At 69.5% G+C, this 14,593-nt stretch carries 15 protein-coding genes; 9 read left to right on the top strand and 6 right to left on the bottom strand.

Going from position 1 to position 14,593, the window contains the following annotated elements; genetic code table 11:
- The first annotated feature begins 95 nt into the window (after positions 1-95).
- From ACWCQS_RS33890 to ACWCQS_RS33905, 4 genes are all read left to right on the top strand, one after another.
- On the top strand, positions 96-1,436 hold the full coding sequence (locus ACWCQS_RS33890; RefSeq protein ID WP_451008008.1) for a sensor histidine kinase: 1,341 nt from the start codon (positions 96-98) through the stop codon (positions 1,434-1,436).
- A complete protein-coding gene (locus ACWCQS_RS33895; protein ID WP_450983740.1) occupies positions 1,433-2,098 on the top strand; it encodes a response regulator in 666 nt (221 codons plus the stop codon). Before ACWCQS_RS33890 ends, ACWCQS_RS33895 begins: the two co-directional genes overlap by 4 nt.
- A 106-nt stretch (positions 2,099-2,204) precedes the next feature.
- Positions 2,205-3,428, top strand: a complete 1,224-nt coding sequence (locus tag ACWCQS_RS33900; RefSeq protein WP_451008009.1) for a cytochrome P450 — start codon at positions 2,205-2,207, stop codon at positions 3,426-3,428.
- Positions 3,429-3,515: 87 nt separating this feature from the next.
- On the top strand, positions 3,516-4,112 hold the full coding sequence (locus ACWCQS_RS33905; RefSeq protein ID WP_451008010.1) for a Uma2 family endonuclease: 597 nt from the start codon (positions 3,516-3,518) through the stop codon (positions 4,110-4,112).
- A gap of 3 nt (positions 4,113-4,115) precedes the next feature.
- Here the strand turns inward: ACWCQS_RS33905 and ACWCQS_RS33910 are convergent, their stop codons facing one another.
- Together ACWCQS_RS33910 and ACWCQS_RS33915 are read right to left on the bottom strand one after the other, a co-directional pair.
- A complete protein-coding gene (locus ACWCQS_RS33910; protein WP_451008011.1) occupies positions 4,116-5,687 on the bottom strand; it encodes an ABC transporter permease in 1,572 nt (523 codons plus the stop codon).
- The gene (locus ACWCQS_RS33915) at positions 5,684-6,586 is read right to left on the bottom strand and encodes an ABC transporter ATP-binding protein (protein WP_451008012.1); all 903 of its coding nucleotides are present in this window, start codon (positions 6,584-6,586) and stop codon (positions 5,684-5,686) included. Before ACWCQS_RS33915 ends, ACWCQS_RS33910 begins: the two co-directional genes overlap by 4 nt.
- A 73-nt stretch (positions 6,587-6,659) precedes the next feature.
- Between ACWCQS_RS33915 and ACWCQS_RS33920 the strand changes: the two genes are divergently transcribed.
- Entirely contained in the window at positions 6,660-7,160 is a 501-nt protein-coding gene (locus ACWCQS_RS33920) for a GbsR/MarR family transcriptional regulator (protein WP_451008013.1), read from the top strand.
- 6 nt (positions 7,161-7,166) lie between these two features.
- On the opposite strand, the gene ACWCQS_RS33925 is transcribed toward ACWCQS_RS33920, so the two are convergent.
- Positions 7,167-8,678 carry an APC family permease gene (locus tag ACWCQS_RS33925; RefSeq protein WP_451008014.1) on the bottom strand — a complete coding sequence of 504 codons (1,512 nt, stop codon included), beginning with the start codon at positions 8,676-8,678 and terminating at the stop codon, positions 7,167-7,169.
- Positions 8,679-8,889: 211 nt separating this feature from the next.
- Here ACWCQS_RS33925 and ACWCQS_RS33930 point away from each other — a divergent pair, with 211 nt between their 5' ends.
- Positions 8,890-9,501, top strand: a complete 612-nt coding sequence (locus tag ACWCQS_RS33930; RefSeq protein WP_451008015.1) for a Uma2 family endonuclease — start codon at positions 8,890-8,892, stop codon at positions 9,499-9,501.
- Between the two features lies 1 nt (position 9,502).
- Here ACWCQS_RS33930 and ACWCQS_RS33935 read toward each other — a convergent pair whose 3' ends face one another.
- The gene (locus ACWCQS_RS33935) at positions 9,503-10,345 is read right to left on the bottom strand and encodes a diacylglycerol kinase (RefSeq protein ID WP_451008016.1); all 843 of its coding nucleotides are present in this window, start codon (positions 10,343-10,345) and stop codon (positions 9,503-9,505) included.
- A gap of 196 nt (positions 10,346-10,541) precedes the next feature.
- Between ACWCQS_RS33935 and ACWCQS_RS33940 the strand changes: the two genes are divergently transcribed.
- From ACWCQS_RS33940 to ACWCQS_RS33950, 3 genes are all read left to right on the top strand, one after another.
- Entirely contained in the window at positions 10,542-11,825 is a 1,284-nt protein-coding gene (locus ACWCQS_RS33940; protein WP_388623436.1) for an adenylosuccinate synthase, read from the top strand.
- A gap of 90 nt (positions 11,826-11,915) precedes the next feature.
- Positions 11,916-12,128: a hypothetical protein gene (locus tag ACWCQS_RS33945; RefSeq protein ID WP_451008017.1), complete on the top strand. Its 213-nt coding sequence runs from the start codon at positions 11,916-11,918 to the stop codon at positions 12,126-12,128.
- Between the two features lie 199 nt (positions 12,129-12,327).
- Complete coding sequence (locus tag ACWCQS_RS33950) at positions 12,328-14,145, top strand: bifunctional metallophosphatase/5'-nucleotidase (protein WP_451008018.1); 1,818 nt, start codon at positions 12,328-12,330, stop codon at positions 14,143-14,145.
- Between the two features lie 3 nt (positions 14,146-14,148).
- On the opposite strand, the gene ACWCQS_RS33955 is transcribed toward ACWCQS_RS33950, so the two are convergent.
- On the bottom strand, positions 14,149-14,340 hold the full coding sequence (locus ACWCQS_RS33955) for a hypothetical protein (RefSeq protein ID WP_450983749.1): 192 nt from the start codon (positions 14,338-14,340) through the stop codon (positions 14,149-14,151).
- Positions 14,327-14,566: a DUF6400 family protein gene (locus ACWCQS_RS33960; RefSeq protein WP_388623443.1), complete on the bottom strand. Its 240-nt coding sequence runs from the start codon at positions 14,564-14,566 to the stop codon at positions 14,327-14,329. Before ACWCQS_RS33960 ends, ACWCQS_RS33955 begins: the two co-directional genes overlap by 14 nt.
- Between the last annotated feature and the right edge of the window lie 27 nt (positions 14,567-14,593).

Below are 14,593 nucleotides of genomic sequence, written 5' to 3' on the forward strand. Positions count from 1 at the left end.
CCCGCAAGGGGCGACCCGTAGTACCTGAGACGGACGCCCGAGAACCAGTCTCCAAGGTGACGACCGTGCCCCGCCGCCCGCCTACCGTTTCGTACGTGACCCAGACGACGCACACGCAGACGACACCGCCGGGCCCGGCCGGCCAGCCGCGCAGCCCGGAGTTCCGGCTGGCCGCGGACGCTTTGCGAGGGCTGCGGCAGGACCTGTTCCAGGACGCCTTCGCCTACGACCCGCTGCCCCGCCGGAGCGCCGACGGCGCGCTCGCCCGCCGTGTGTCCGGCGCGGGCTGGCTGCCGCATGTGGTGGTGGCCGTGCTGGGCGTGGTGGCGATGACCCTGAGCATTGCGGGCTCCTTCGAGTCCGGGCCGGCCGCCCTGCTGTGCGGGCTGCTGGCGCTGGGACCGGTGCTGCTGACGCTGGCGCGTCCGGTGGGGGCGTTCTGGTTCTCGCTGGGCGCGAGCATGGTCGCCGCCGTGATCGGCCGGACCGACTTCAGCGACTGGCCGTGGCTGCCGGGCAGTTTCCTGTCCCACCTGGTGGTGCTCACGGTCGTCGCGCTGCGCACCCGCCCGCGCACCGCGGCCTCGATGTGGGTGATGACCGCGGCCTACGGCTTCGTCATGGGAGGCCTCTTCGGCTGGCACCGCTACGACACCAATGTCACCCCGATGCTGCTCGTGTCGGCCCTGCTCCTGCTGGCCGTCTCGGTCCGGCACATCCGCCGCCAGGCCCAGCAGGAGGTGACCGCCCAGCAGACGGTGACCGAGCACGAGCGCTCCCGCCGCACCCTGCTGGAGGAGCGCACGACGATCGCCCGTGAGCTGCACGACGTGGTCGCCCACCACATGTCGGTGGTCGCCATCCAGGCGGAGGCCGCGCCGTACCGGGTGGAGAACCCGCCGGAGGAGCTGGAGAAGGCGTTCGCCACCATCCGGGAGAACGCGGTGGCGGCCCTGACCGAGCTGCGCCGGGTCCTCGGGGTCGTGCGGGCGGAGGACTACGAGGCGCCGGACGCCCCCCAGCCCACCCTGGCCGACCTCGACGGGCTGCTCGCCAATGTGCGGAAGGCCGGCCTGACGGTGGAGAAGGCGGTGACCGGAGCGGTGCGGGAACTGCCGCAGGGCGTGGAGCTGTCGGCGTACCGGATCGTCCAGGAGGCCCTCAGCAACACCCTGCGGCACGCACCGGGAGCGAGCGCTCGCGTGGAGATCGGCTATGTGCTCGGCGGCCTGGGCCTGCGCATAGTCAACACCCCGCCGCCCGCGCCACACCTCGTGAAACCCTCTCCGGGCGCGGGGCACGGCATCACGGGCATGCGGGAGCGTGTGTCGATGCTGAACGGCGAGATGACGACGGGCCCGTCGCCGGACGGGGGCTATGAGGTGACGGTGTTCCTGCCGGTGCCGGCGGCCGTCGTGAGCGAAGGGGACGCATGACCATCCGCGTACTGATCGCGGACGACCAGATGATGGTCCGCGAGGGCTTCTCCGTCCTGCTGAACGCGATGCCGGACATCGAGGTCGTCGGCGAGGCCGTCAACGGAAGGGAGGCGGTGGACCGGGTCCGCGAACTCGCCCCGGACGTCGTCCTGATGGACATCCGCATGCCGGAGCTGAACGGCATCGAGGCCACCCGGGAGATCGTGGCGGCGGACGCGGCGGCGAAGGTGCTGGTCCTGACGACCTTCGACCTGGACGAGTATGTGTACCAGGCCCTGCGCGCGGGAGCCTCCGGCTTCCTCCTGAAGGATGCCTCCGCCCGCCAACTGGCCGACGGCGTGCGGGTGGTGGCCGCGGGCGAGGCCCTCCTGGCTCCCTCGGTCACCAAGCGACTGCTCACGGAGTTCTCCCGCCTCTCGGACCCCCCGCGCCTGGCCCCGTCGGCCCACGCGGCCTACGGCGACCTCACCGAACGCGAGACGGAGGTCCTGATCCTGATCGCCCAGGGCCTGTCCAACGCGGAGATCGCCGAACGCCTGGTGGTCGCAGAGTCGACGATCAAGACCCATGTGAGCCGCATCCTGGTCAAACTCGGCCTCAGAGACCGCACCCAGGCCGCGGTGTTCGCGTACGAGGCGCGACTGGTGACACCGGGCTGACGGAGAGGCGCCGGGGCGTACGCGGCGAGCGGACGTGACGGTCCGGTGAGGGGCCGTGAAGGGAGACCCCTGGTCAGACCTCGGCCCGGCGCGTTAGCGTCCCCGCATGGCAGGCCCTGACGACCTCGGTTTCGATCCCTGGGACCCGGCGTTTCTCGCCGACCCGTATCCGGCCTACGCCGAGCTGCGCGCACGCGGCCGGGTGATCCGGTACGAGCCGACCGATCAGTGGCTGGTCCCGCACCACGCGGATGTCTCGGCACTGCTGCGGGACCGTCGGCTGGGGCGGACGTATCAGCACCGGTTCTCGCACGAGGAGTTCGGGCGGACCCCGCCCGCGCCGGAGCACGAGCCGTTCCACACCCTCAACGACCACGGAATGCTCGACCTGGAGCCGCCGGACCACACCCGGATCCGGCGCCTGGTGTCGAAGGCGTTCACACCGCGCACGGTGGAGCGGCTGAAGCCGTATGTGCACGGCCTGGCGAACGACCTGGTGGCGGCGCTGGTCCACAACGGCGGCGGTGATCTGCTGACCGACGTGGCCGAGCCGCTGCCGGTGGCGGTGATCGCGGAGATGCTGGGCATCCCGGAGGCGGACCGTGCCCAGCTGCGCCCCTGGTCGGCGGCCATCTGCGGGATGTACGAGCTGAACCCGTCGGAGGAGACCGCGGCGAAGGCGGTCCGGGCCTCGGTGGAGTTCTCGGAGTATCTGCGGTTGCTGATCGCGGCCCGCCGCAAGGAGCCGGGCGAGGATCTGGTCTCCGGCCTGATCGCGGCCCATGACGAGGACGACGACCGGCTGACCGAGCAGGAGATGATCTCCACGGCGGTCCTGCTGCTCAACGCCGGTCATGAGGCCACGGTCAACGCCACCGTGAACGGCTGGTGGGCGCTGTTCCGCAACCCCGGCCAGCTGGCCGCCCTGCGCGCCGACCACACCCTGATCCCGTCCGCGATCGAGGAGCTGATGCGCTACGACACCCCGCTCCAGCTCTTCGAACGCTGGGTGCTGGACGACATCGAGATCGACGGCACGGTGATCCCGAGGGGCGCGGAGATCGCCATGCTCTTCGGCTCCGCCAACCACGACCCGGCCGTCTTCACTGACCCCGACCGCCTGGACCTGACCCGCACCGACAACCCGCACATCTCCTTCAGCGCCGGCATCCACTACTGCATCGGCGCCCCACTGGCCCGCATCGAACTGGCCGCCTCGATGACGGCCCTCCTCCAGCAGGCCCCCACGCTGACTCTGGCAGCGGAGCCGAAGAGGAAGCCGAACTTGGTCATCCGGGGGCTGGAGGGCCTGAGCGTCGAGGTGGGGTGATCACCCGTTCGGCTGATCGCCGAGCGATTCCGCTCGAAGACCGCCGGTGGCTTGTCACGCTGGTGCCTGCCTGCGAAGGAGGGCACCATGACGGTTATGGCAGAGCGCACCTCGTCTCAGATGTCGGTGGACGTGTTCGAGCGGATCGCGGAATTCGCCGAACGCGAGGACGAGACCGTCAGGTTCGAGTTCATCGACGGACGGATCGGGGTCAAGAAGGTGACGAACGGCAGCCACGGTGAGATCGCCATGTGGTTGGCTTTCCGGTGCAAGGAAGCACGGCCCGACCTCACCCTCAACACGACAGGCCAGGGGCTGAAGGTCGAGGCGTACCGGAAGGGCCGCGCCCGGCCTGACGGCGTCCTTGCACCAGTGGGTTACTTCAACGGGCAAGGTGAGTGGGCCAACCCCGACGGTGTGCTGATGGCGGTCGAGATCACGTCGTACGACTCGGACACCCACCACCGGGATCGGGTGGACAAACCCCGGGCGTACGGTGAGGCGGGCATCCCGGTGTACTTGCTGATCGACCGTGACAACCACTCGATCCTTGTGCACACTGTCCCGGACCCGGAGGTCGGATACCGGGACATCCATTTGGTCGCGTTCGGCGGCAAGGTCACCCTCCCCGACCCTGTCGGCATCGAACTCGACACCGACGAGCTGAAGCAGTACGTCGACTGAGTCTCAGCCCGCCAGATCACGGCGCCGCACGCCCGCGAGCCCCACACCCACCAGCACCACGGCCACCCCCAGCAGTACCCCCACCGGCCCCCACTCCATCCCCCCGCCCGGCAGCTTCGGCAGATGCCCGAACGGGGACAGGTCCAGCACCGCCCGCGGCGCGTTCAGCGCGGGGCCGATCCAGCCGATCAGCAGTACCGCACCGGCGACACCCCACGCCGCGACCGCGCCCCTTGGCAGCACGCCGAACAGCAGGACCGCGACCCCGCCGATCACCCAGACCGCGGCCACCTGGAGCAGGCACGCCCCCAGTACCGGGCCGATCTGCTTGCCGTAGCCGACGGCGAAGCCCAGGCCGGCCAGGAGCATCAGCAGTGCCGAGCCACCGAAGGCGATGATCAGATGGCCGGCGGCCCAGCGCAGCCGGCCCACAGCCGCGGCCAGCACCGGTTCGGCCCGGCCGGAGGTCTCCTCGCCGCTCAGCCGCAGCACGGAGGAGACGACGTAGAGCGCGGCGACCAGGCCGAGCATGCCGACCATCGCGGCGAGGAACGCGTCCGTCAGCCCCGACTGGCCGCCCATCCGCTGGAAGATCTCCCGTGCCTTGGCGTTGTCGCCGACGAGCCCCGCCGCACCGTCCGTCATCCCGCCGTAGACGACCCCTGCGAGGAAGAAGCCGGTCGACCAGCCGAGCACACTGCCGCGCTGCAGGCGCCAGGCCAGCGCGCCCGCCGTGCCGAGGCGGCCGGTCGCCGGTCCCGGCCGGGTCGGCAGGAAGCTCATGCCGATGTCCCGGCGCCCGGCCAACTCGTAGGCCGCCAAACCCTGAAGGGTGATGGCCGCCGCGAACAGCAGCAGCACCCACCAGCGTTCGCCCGCGAAGGCGCGCAGGTCCTCCAGCCAGCCCAGCGGGGACAGCCAGGTGAGCACCGACGAGCCCCCATCCGACGCCGAGTCGCCCGCCGCGCGCAGCACGAACGCCGCGCCCAGCACGGCCGCCGTCAGCCCCCGGGCCAGCCGGGCGCTCTCCGTCAGCTGGGCGACGATCGCCGCCATCGTGGCGAAGACCATGCCCACGCCCGCCACCCCGAGCCCGAACGCCAGGGCACCCGCCGCGCCCTGCCCGGCCAGCCCCGCCACGAGCAGGACGCACAGGGCCGCGTTCGCGACGGCCGCCGTCAGCAGGGCCGACGTGAGCGGGGCCCGGTGCCCCACCATCCCGGAGGACACCAGCTCCTGCCGCCCGCTCTCCTCCTCGTCCCGGGTGTGCCGTACGACGACGAGCAGGCTCGTCACGGCGGCGAGGGCGCCCGCGTACACCCCGACCCGCCAGGCCGTCAGCGCACCGAGCGAGTCGTCGAAGACGGGTCCGACCATGGCGCGCAGGGAGGTGTTGGTCGCCATCTGGTGCATCAGGTCGGCGCGGGCGGCCGGGGTGCCGTACAGGGTCTTCAGGGTGTTCGGCATGGACAGGACCATCAGCGCGTTCACCGCGACCCAGACCGGGATCAGCACGCGGTCGCGGCGCAGGGCGAACCTCAGCAGGGTTCCCGTCCCCGCCAGTTGGCGCGTCATGCCGTCACCCCGTCCGGCTCGTCCTGGTAGTGCCGCAGGAAAAGCTCTTCCAGGGTCGGCGGCGTCGAGGTCAGCGAGCGCACGCCGGAGGCGGTCAACGAGCGCAGTACGGCGTCCAGTCGGTCGGTGTCGACCTGGAGCCGGACCCGGTGGCCCTGGACGTCGAGGTCGTGCACGCCGGGCAGGTGGGCCAGCCCGTTGGGCGGCCCGGCGAGTTCGGCGCTCACACTCGTCCGGGTCAGATGCCGCAGGTCGGCCAGCGACCCGCTCTCCACCGTCCGCCCCTTGCGGATGATGCTGACCCGGTCGCAGAGCTCCTCGACTTCGCTGAGGATGTGCGAGGACAGCAGGACCGTACGGCCGCGCTCCCGCTCCTCCTCCACACAGCGCTGGAAGACCTCCTCCATCAGCGGGTCCAGGCCCGAGGTCGGCTCGTCCAGGATCAGCAGGTCCACGTCCGAGGCGAAGGCGGCGACCAGGGCGACCTTCTGCCGGTTGCCCTTGGAGTAGGTGCGGCCCTTCTTGGTCGGGTCCAGCTCGAAGCGGTCGATCAGCTCGGCGCGCCGCCGCTGGTCCAGCCCTCCGCGCAGGCGGCCGTAGAGGTCGATGACCTCGCCGCCGGAGAGATTGCGCCACAGTGTCACGTCACCGGGCACGTAGGCGATCCTGCGGTGCACCTCCACCGCGTCCCGCCACGGGTCGCGGCCCAGCACCTGTGCGGCGCCCGCGTCGGCCCGCAGCAGCCCGAGCAGCACCCGGATCGTGGTCGACTTGCCGGCGCCGTTGGGGCCGAGGAAACCGTGCACCTCACCGGCCTCGACGTCCAGGTCGAGGCCGTCCAGCGCATGCGTACGGCCGAAGGACTTGTGGAGCCCGGAGACCGTGATTGCCTTCGTCATGGCTCCGAACGTACGCTTCTTTCAGAAATTTGTGAAGTTAAGGAAGCCCGTGAATACCGGTTAGGGTGAGGGCATGACGGAGTCGAGGACAGGAACGCCGGAGCGGGACCCGGAGTCGGTCTCGCGGTTCGTGGAGCACTTCGCGGCGCAGCTGGTCGAGGCGGGCATGCCGCGCATGCCCTCGCGGGTGTTCGGCGCGCTGCTCGCCTCCGACGACGGCACCCTGACCGCTGCCGAGCTGGGCGAGCAGCTCCGGATCAGCCCGGCGGCCGTCTCCGGCGCGGTCCGCTACCTCGCCCAGGTCCACCTGGTCTCCCGCGAACGCGAGCCGGGCTCGCGCCGGGAGCGGTACCGGGTGCACAGCGACCAGTGGTACCAGGCGCTCACCAACCGCGAGGCGATCATCAAGCGCTGGGAGGACGCCCTGCGGGAAGGGGTTTCGAGCCTCGGAGCCGACACCCCCGCGGGACGCCGGCTGGCCGAGACGCTGGACTTCTTCGAGTTCGTGGAGCGGGACGTGGCGGAGATGATGGAGCGCTGGCGGGTGTACCGGGAGCGGAAGTACGGCCGCTGAGCCTTCTCAGCGCTCCTTGGTCTCCTCCAGCACCGTCCGCCCCAGCAGCGCATACCGCTCGGGCGCCCGCCGCTTGAGGTACTGGGCGTAGCCCACCCCCGTCGCCGCGACCAGTGCCACCAGCCACGGCGTCGCCTTCAGCAGCAGGGAGCCGGACTCCGCGCCCGCCGCGACCCCCATGTTGGACACCAGCAGGACGACCACGCCGAGCATCGCGATGCCGCCGATGAGCGGGGCGGTGAAGGTCCGGAACCAGTGGCGGCTCTCGGGGTGGTGCTTGCGGAAGTAGACGAGCACCGCGAAGGAGCACACGGCCTGGACGACCAGGATGGCCATCGTGCCGAGGATGGCCAGCAGGACGTAGAGCGCGTTGTACGGGTCCTTGCCGGCGATCCAGAACGCGGCGATCAGTACGGTGCTCACCACCGTCTGCACCAGGCCCGCGATGTGCGGGGAGCCGTGCCGGGCATGAGTGCGGCCGACGGTGTTCTTCAGTGAGGGCAGGATGCCCTCCCGCCCGAGGGCGTACAGATAGCGGGCGGCGCAGTTGTGGAAGGCCATGCCGCAGGCCAGCGAGCCGGTGATCATCAGCCACTGCATCACGTCGACGGCCCAGTGGCCGACGTAGCGCTCGGTGGGGTTGAAGAACAGGGCGAGCGGGTTGGCGGAGGAGGCGGCCTTCACGGCCTCGGCCTCGCCGTTGCCCGTGATGGCCATCCAGGAGACGAAGATGTAGAAGACGCCGACGCCCAGGACGCTGATCATCGTGGCCTTCGGGATGATCTTCTTCGGGTCGCGGGACTCCTCCCCGTACATCGCGGTGGACTCGAAGCCGACCCAGGACCAGAAGGCGAAGAACAGCCCGAGCCCGGCGGACGTGCCCTTGAAGGCGTTGACCGGGTCGACCGGCGCGAGGCTGAAGCCGTGCGGTCCACCCCCGTGGAAGGCCACGGACACCGCCATCGCCGCCAGCACGGTCACCTCGGTCGCCAGCAGCACCACCAGGAGCTTCTCGGCGACGCTGACCCCGAACCAGGTGCCGGTCGCGTTGATCGCGAGCATCAGGATCGCGAAGGCCCACCAGGGCAGGTGCACGCCCGTCTGGTCCTTCAACGTCGTGGTCGCGAAGGTGGAGAAGATCCCGATCAGCGCCGGTTCGAAGACGACGTACGCGAAGGTCGCGAGCAGTCCGGAGGCGAGACCTGCGGTCCGTCCGAGGCCGTAGGAGATGAAGCCGTAGAAGGCGCCGGTCGACGTGATGTGCTTCGCCATCGACGTGAAACCCACGGAAAAGATTGCCAGGACGACCATTGCCACGAGATAGCTCGCGGGTGCCCCGATGCCGTTGCCGGACGACACCATGAAGGGCACGTTGCCGGTCATCGCGGTGATCGGCGCGGCGGTGGCGACGGCCATGAACACCACCCCCAGCAGCCCAACGGCGTTGGGTTTCAGCCGATGAACCGGCTCCCCGTCCGCCACGCCCGCCGCCGGAACAACGCCCTCGTCCACTGCCATCGGGTAGCCCCTTCCGTGTCGGGTCCCTGGGTCCTGGTGTGTCCTGATGGAGCAGGATGGTGCACGGGGGAGGGGCGCGGGAAGGGGTCGGCACGGTTAAATATTTGTCACCAGACCATTGGAGGGGTGGACTTTGAGGATCAACCTCCGGATGTGTAGCTGATCGACTACGCTGAGTGGCTGCTGGTTCGCATCGGAAGGAGGGGGCATCATGACGTTGATGGCAGAGCGACCGGTGATAAACGACGCTGAACCCCGCGGCAGCTTCGAGGAGCTCTTGGACCTCCTCGACGAGTTGCACGTGCCCGAGGGCTACAAGGCCGAGATCATCAGGGGGAGCATCGTCGTGTCGCCGTGGTCGAAGGCGTACTACGCGGACGTGATGGACATGGTCTGCGATCAGCTGCGCCCTCATCTGCCCGAGGAACACCGCATCAGTTCCAGTCCCTTGCTGTACGTGTTCCCGAGTGTCGAGCGTGCCTACGGCCCCGACATCCACGCGGCTCACCGACGTGCCCGTCGCACAACCAGTAACCGTCTTGACGGGCAGGCCCTCTCGTTCGTGGCCGAGTTGACCTCCCCCGCCACACGAGACGAGGACCGCACGGACAAACTCGACATGTACGGCAAGGTCGGCGTGCCCATCTACCTTCTCCTCGACATGCAGGAAGATCAGGCCACCGTCTTCTGGGAGCCGACGCCCAACGGTTACCAGGGGCGCCTCACCAAGTCGTTCGGTGAGAAGCTCTACATCCCGGACCCCATCGGCTGCACGCTCGACACCGACGGTTTCCAGGCGCCGCAGGACGACGACGAGGACTGACTCACCCCGCCGACCCAGGCAGCACCAACCCCCAAGCCCCCTCCGCCACCCGCCACGTCCGCCGCCGTACCGGACCCGTCACCCCCGAGTCCGCCCGGTAGCGGAAATCCGCGCCGACGACCGTCACGGTCCGCCCGGACGTCCGCAGCGGGGTCGCCTCCGCGCCGACCGACAGCGGGCGGACCTCCACCCGCGCGAGCCCGCCCGTGCCCGGTGTCACCGACACCGCCTCCACGGGCTGGCCCAGGTCGACCACCGTCTCGCCGTCGACCTCGATCCGGAGCCGGGAGGGGCCGGGGGAAGGCACGGCGGGGAGCCGGGGCGGGCGCGGGGCGAGGGTGCGGACCAGGGAGCGGTACCAGGGGCGGCCGGAGCCGACCGGGACCGGCTCGGCGGCAGCCGGCCGCACCGGCTCCGGCGGAATGCCCAGCCCGCTCAGCACGACCCCGTCGCTGTCGTCGACCAGCAGATCCAGCCGCCGCTCGGCCCCGTCCAGCACGGCCCGCGCCGCCGCCACCGCCCCGCCCGGCACCCCGAGCGCCTCCGCGAGCCCGCTGTCACCGACCGGGACCACCGACAGTGCACATCCGGCCAGCTCCCGCGCCCGGTGCAGCAGGGTCACGGCCCGTACCAGAGCGTGACCGTCACCCACCACGACCGGCCGCCTCGAACCCCGCCGACCCAGCGCCCTGGCGAATTCCTCCGGCCCGTCCGGCAGACACACCTTGGCCGCCGCACCCGCGCTGAGCACGTCTTTCGCGATCCTCACGGACTCCCCGTCCGTCTGCCGTGCCGCCGGATCGATGATCACCAGCAGCTGTTCGGACGTCGCGAAAGTCGCCACCTCGGTCCTGCCTCGCTTCCTCGGGTAGCATCTTTGTGCAAGAGCCCCTTGCGCTATTGCGCCAGGGGCTTCGTCTATTCCGGGGCATCCGGTCCGACGGTCGGCGACCAATGACGGTCGCTGTGGTACGCGGCGGTGAACCTTACGCCCAAGCCCCCGACCTTGGACATGCCCCACCCGGAAGGGGTGTACGCGCGTGCCCGCACTTGTGCTGCTCGGTGCTCAGTGGGGTGACGAAGGCAAGGGAAAGGCGACCGACCTGCTCGGTGGCTCGGTGGACTATGTAGTGCGGTACCAGGGCGGCAACAACGCCGGCCACACGGTCGTCGTCGGCGACCAGAAGTACGCTCTCCACCTCCTCCCTTCCGGAATCCTGTCTCCCGGTTGTACGCCGGTCATCGGCAACGGCGTCGTCGTCGACCCGTCGGTCCTGCTCTCCGAGCTGAGCGGTCTGAACGAGCGAGGCGTCGACACGTCCAAGCTCCTGATCAGCGGTAACGCGCACATCATCACGCCGTACAACGTGACCGTCGACAAGGTCACGGAGCGCTTCCTCGGAAAGCGCAAGATCGGGACCACCGGTCGCGGCATCGGGCCGACCTACGCGGACAAGATCAACCGCGTGGGCATCCGGGTCCAGGACCTCTACGACGAGTCGATCCTGCACCAGAAGGTGGAGGCGGCCCTCGACGTCAAGAACCAGATCCTCACCAAGCTGTACAACCGGCGCGCCATCACCGCCGACCAGGTGGTCGAGGAGCTGCTGGGCTACGCCGAGCAGATCAAGCCGTACGTCGCCGACACGGTCCTGGTCCTCAACCAGGCGCTGGAGCAGGACAAGGTCGTGCTCTTCGAGGGCGGCCAGGGCACGCTGCTGGACATCGACCACGGCACGTACCCCTTCGTGACGTCCAGCAACCCGACCGCCGGCGGTGCCTGCACCGGCGCCGGTGTGGGCCCGACGAAGATCAGCCGGGTCATCGGCATCCTCAAGGCCTACACGACCCGCGTCGGCGCCGGCCCCTTCCCGACCGAGCTGTTCGACGAGGACGGCGAGGCGCTGCGCCGCATCGGCGGCGAGCGGGGTGTGACGACGGGCCGTGACCGGCGCTGTGGCTGGTTCGACGCCGTCATCGCCCGTTACGCGACCCGTGTGAACGGGCTCACGGACTTCTTCCTCACCAAGCTGGACGTGCTCACCGGCTGGGAGCAGATCCCGGTCTGCGTGGCGTACGAGATCGACGGCAAGCGTGTCGAGGAACTGCCGTACTCCCAGACCGACTTCCACCACGCGAAGCCGGTCTACGAGACCCTGCCCGGCTGGTCCGAGGACATCACCAAGGCGAAGTCCTTCTCCGACCTGCCGAAGAACGCCCAGAACTACGTCAAGGCGCTGGAGGAGATGTCCGGCGCCCCGATCTCCGCGATCGGCGTGGGCCCGGGCCGGGACGAGACGATCGAGATCAACTCGTTCCTGTAGGCGACTTCGTGCACCGGGCGGAGCGCCCGCCGGTCCGCCTCCGGGCGTGATCGGCGGGCGCTCGCTTGTACCGCGCGGTGCAATCGGAGTATGGGAGTTCACCGGGACAGGCGGTGCCGGGGGCCGTACGGCGGTGAAGGTGACCAGGCCGAGGGCACGGACTGCTCCGACCCGGCGGTTTTCGAGGTCGCCCGGTACCACAGGCCGCCGCTGTGGGTGTGCCCGGTGCATCTCGGCCCGTCCCTGCTGATGGCGAGCGGGGTGCTGTGGCCGCCGGAGATCAGGCTCATCGGCCGTATCTGAACATCGGGCTCGTCGGCCCTGTCCGACACCCGCTGTTCCCCCAGGGTTCGCACAAGGCGCGCACCGACCCATTCTTGACCCGGACATGACCTTCCCCTGGTTTTCCGGCAATCGCGGGCGCGAGCAGCATCTACGCGGGTAGCCTCCGCACTGCACCGCCGCTGCTTGTCGCCAACTCCAGCCAAACCAGGAGCCCTGAATGCCCCTCAGTCCCATGAACCGCCGGGAGTTCGTGAAGAAGACGGCCGTCACCGGTGCGGCCGTCGCCGCTGCCGGTACCGTCGCGGCGGCCCCCGCCCAGGCGGCCGAGCAGAAGCCTGAATGCAAGCCACGCACCTGGTCGTTCTCCATCCTCGGCACGACCGACCTGCACAGCCACGTCTTCGACTGGGACTACTACAAGGACGCCGCCTACACCGACAAGGCGGGCAACTCCGTCGGCGTGGCGCGCGTGGCCACCCTCATCAAGCAGCAGCGCGAGGCCAAGGGCGAGGACCATGTCCTCCTCGTCGACGCCGGCGACATCATCCAGGGCACCTCCCTGGCCTACTACTTCGCGCGCGTCGACCCGATCACGGGCACCGACGGCAAGAAGGGCCCCAGGCACCCGATGGCCGTGGCCATGAACCACATGCGCTACGACGCCGCCGCCCTCGGCAACCACGAGTTCAACTACGGCATCGAGGTGCTGCGCAAGTTCGAGAGCCAGTGCCACTTCCCGCTGCTCGGCGCCAACGCCCTCGATGCGAAGACGCTGCGCCCGGCCTTCCATCCGTACACCGTGAAGCGCATCTGCGTTCCGGGCGCCCCGGACATCAAGGTCGGCATCCTCGGCCTCACCAACCCCGGTATCGCGCTGTGGGACAAGGACAACGTCAGCGGGAAGATGGTGTTCCCGGGCCTGGTGGAGCAGGCGAAGAAGTATGTGCCGAGGCTGCGCGCGCTGGGCTGTGACGTCGTCTTCCTGACGGACCACTCGGGCCTGGACGGCTCCTCGTCCTACGGCGACGAACTCCCGTACGTGGAGAACGCGTCGAACCTGGTGGCCGAGCAGGTGCCGGGCATCGACGCGATCCTGGTGGGCCACACGCACGTGGAGGTCCCGTCCTACACGGTCAAGAACGCGGAGACCGGCGAGGAGGTGCTCCTGTCGGAGCCCTACTGCTGGGGCTACCGCCTGAGCGTCTTCGACTTCGAGCTCGAACTCCACCACGGGCAGTGGAAGGTGACGAGCAAGACGGCGCAGACCCTCAACCCCAACACGGTGGACGAGGACCCGGAGATCAAGAAGCTCCTGGAGGCCGACCACGAGCTGGTGGTGAAGTACGTCAACACGGCGGTCGGCACGTGTACGGCGGACCTCTCGGCGGCGGAGTCCTGCTGGAAGGACGTGCCGATCATGGACTTCATCCACAAGGTGCAGATGGAGAGCGTGAAGGCGGGCCTGTCGGCGTCGGACGCCGCGCTTCCGCTGATCTCGGTCGCGGCCCCCTTCTCCCGCACGGCCGACATCCCCCAGGGCAACGTCACCATCAAGGACATCGCCGGCCTCTACATCTACGACAACACCCTCTACGGCAAGAAGCTGACCGGCGCCCAGCTCAAGGACTACCTGGAGTACGCGGCGAAGTACTACCACCAGGTCCCGGCGGGCACGAAGGTCGACACGGCGACGCTGACCAACGCCAACAAGTTCTGGGACTACATGTACGACACGGCGGCGGGCGTCGACTACGAGATCGACATCGCCCAGCCGGAGGGGTCGAGGATCAAGAACCTCACCTACAACGGTGCGGCGATCGCCGACGACCAGATGTTCGTCGTGGCGGTGAACAACTACCGCGCCAACGGCGGCTCGGGCTACCCGCACATCGCCTCGGCGCCCATCGCCTACAGCTCGACCAACGAGATCCGCCAGCTGATGATCGACTACGTGACCGCGAAGAAGACCCTCGACCCGGCCGACTTCGCCGTCACCAACTGGAAGCTGACGCAGGCGGGGACACCGGTCTTCTGACCGTCAGCGCGTGGAGCGGGTGGCGCCGAAGTATGTCTCGTGCGACCAGATGTGGTGGCACGACGGACACTGCAGGTGCAGCAGGCTGCCGGTGTTGGACAGCAGGTAGCGCCACCCGCCCCGGTCGTCGCAGTTCGGGCAGTCCACCCCCCAGGCGCGCCGGCCTGTGTCGGCCTGCGGATCAAGCGGCAGCATCACTGGGCCCCGCCGGGAGAACACCGGCCGCCACCAGCTCGTCGTAGATGCGCTGCTGCTCGGCGTCCAGCCCGGAGTACAGCAGCGCACGCGCCTCCTCCTCGCCACGGAGCGCCGCCGCGGGGTCCCAGCCGGGGCCGAGGGCGGCCATGACATGGGTACGCCGGAGCATCTCGTGCGAGCTCAGGTCGACGCTGAAGTCGAAGGTGGGGCCGTGGGGGGACATGCCACCGAACGTAGGCAGGCATTTCCC

The organism is Streptomyces sp. NPDC002076, from assembly GCF_053593835.1.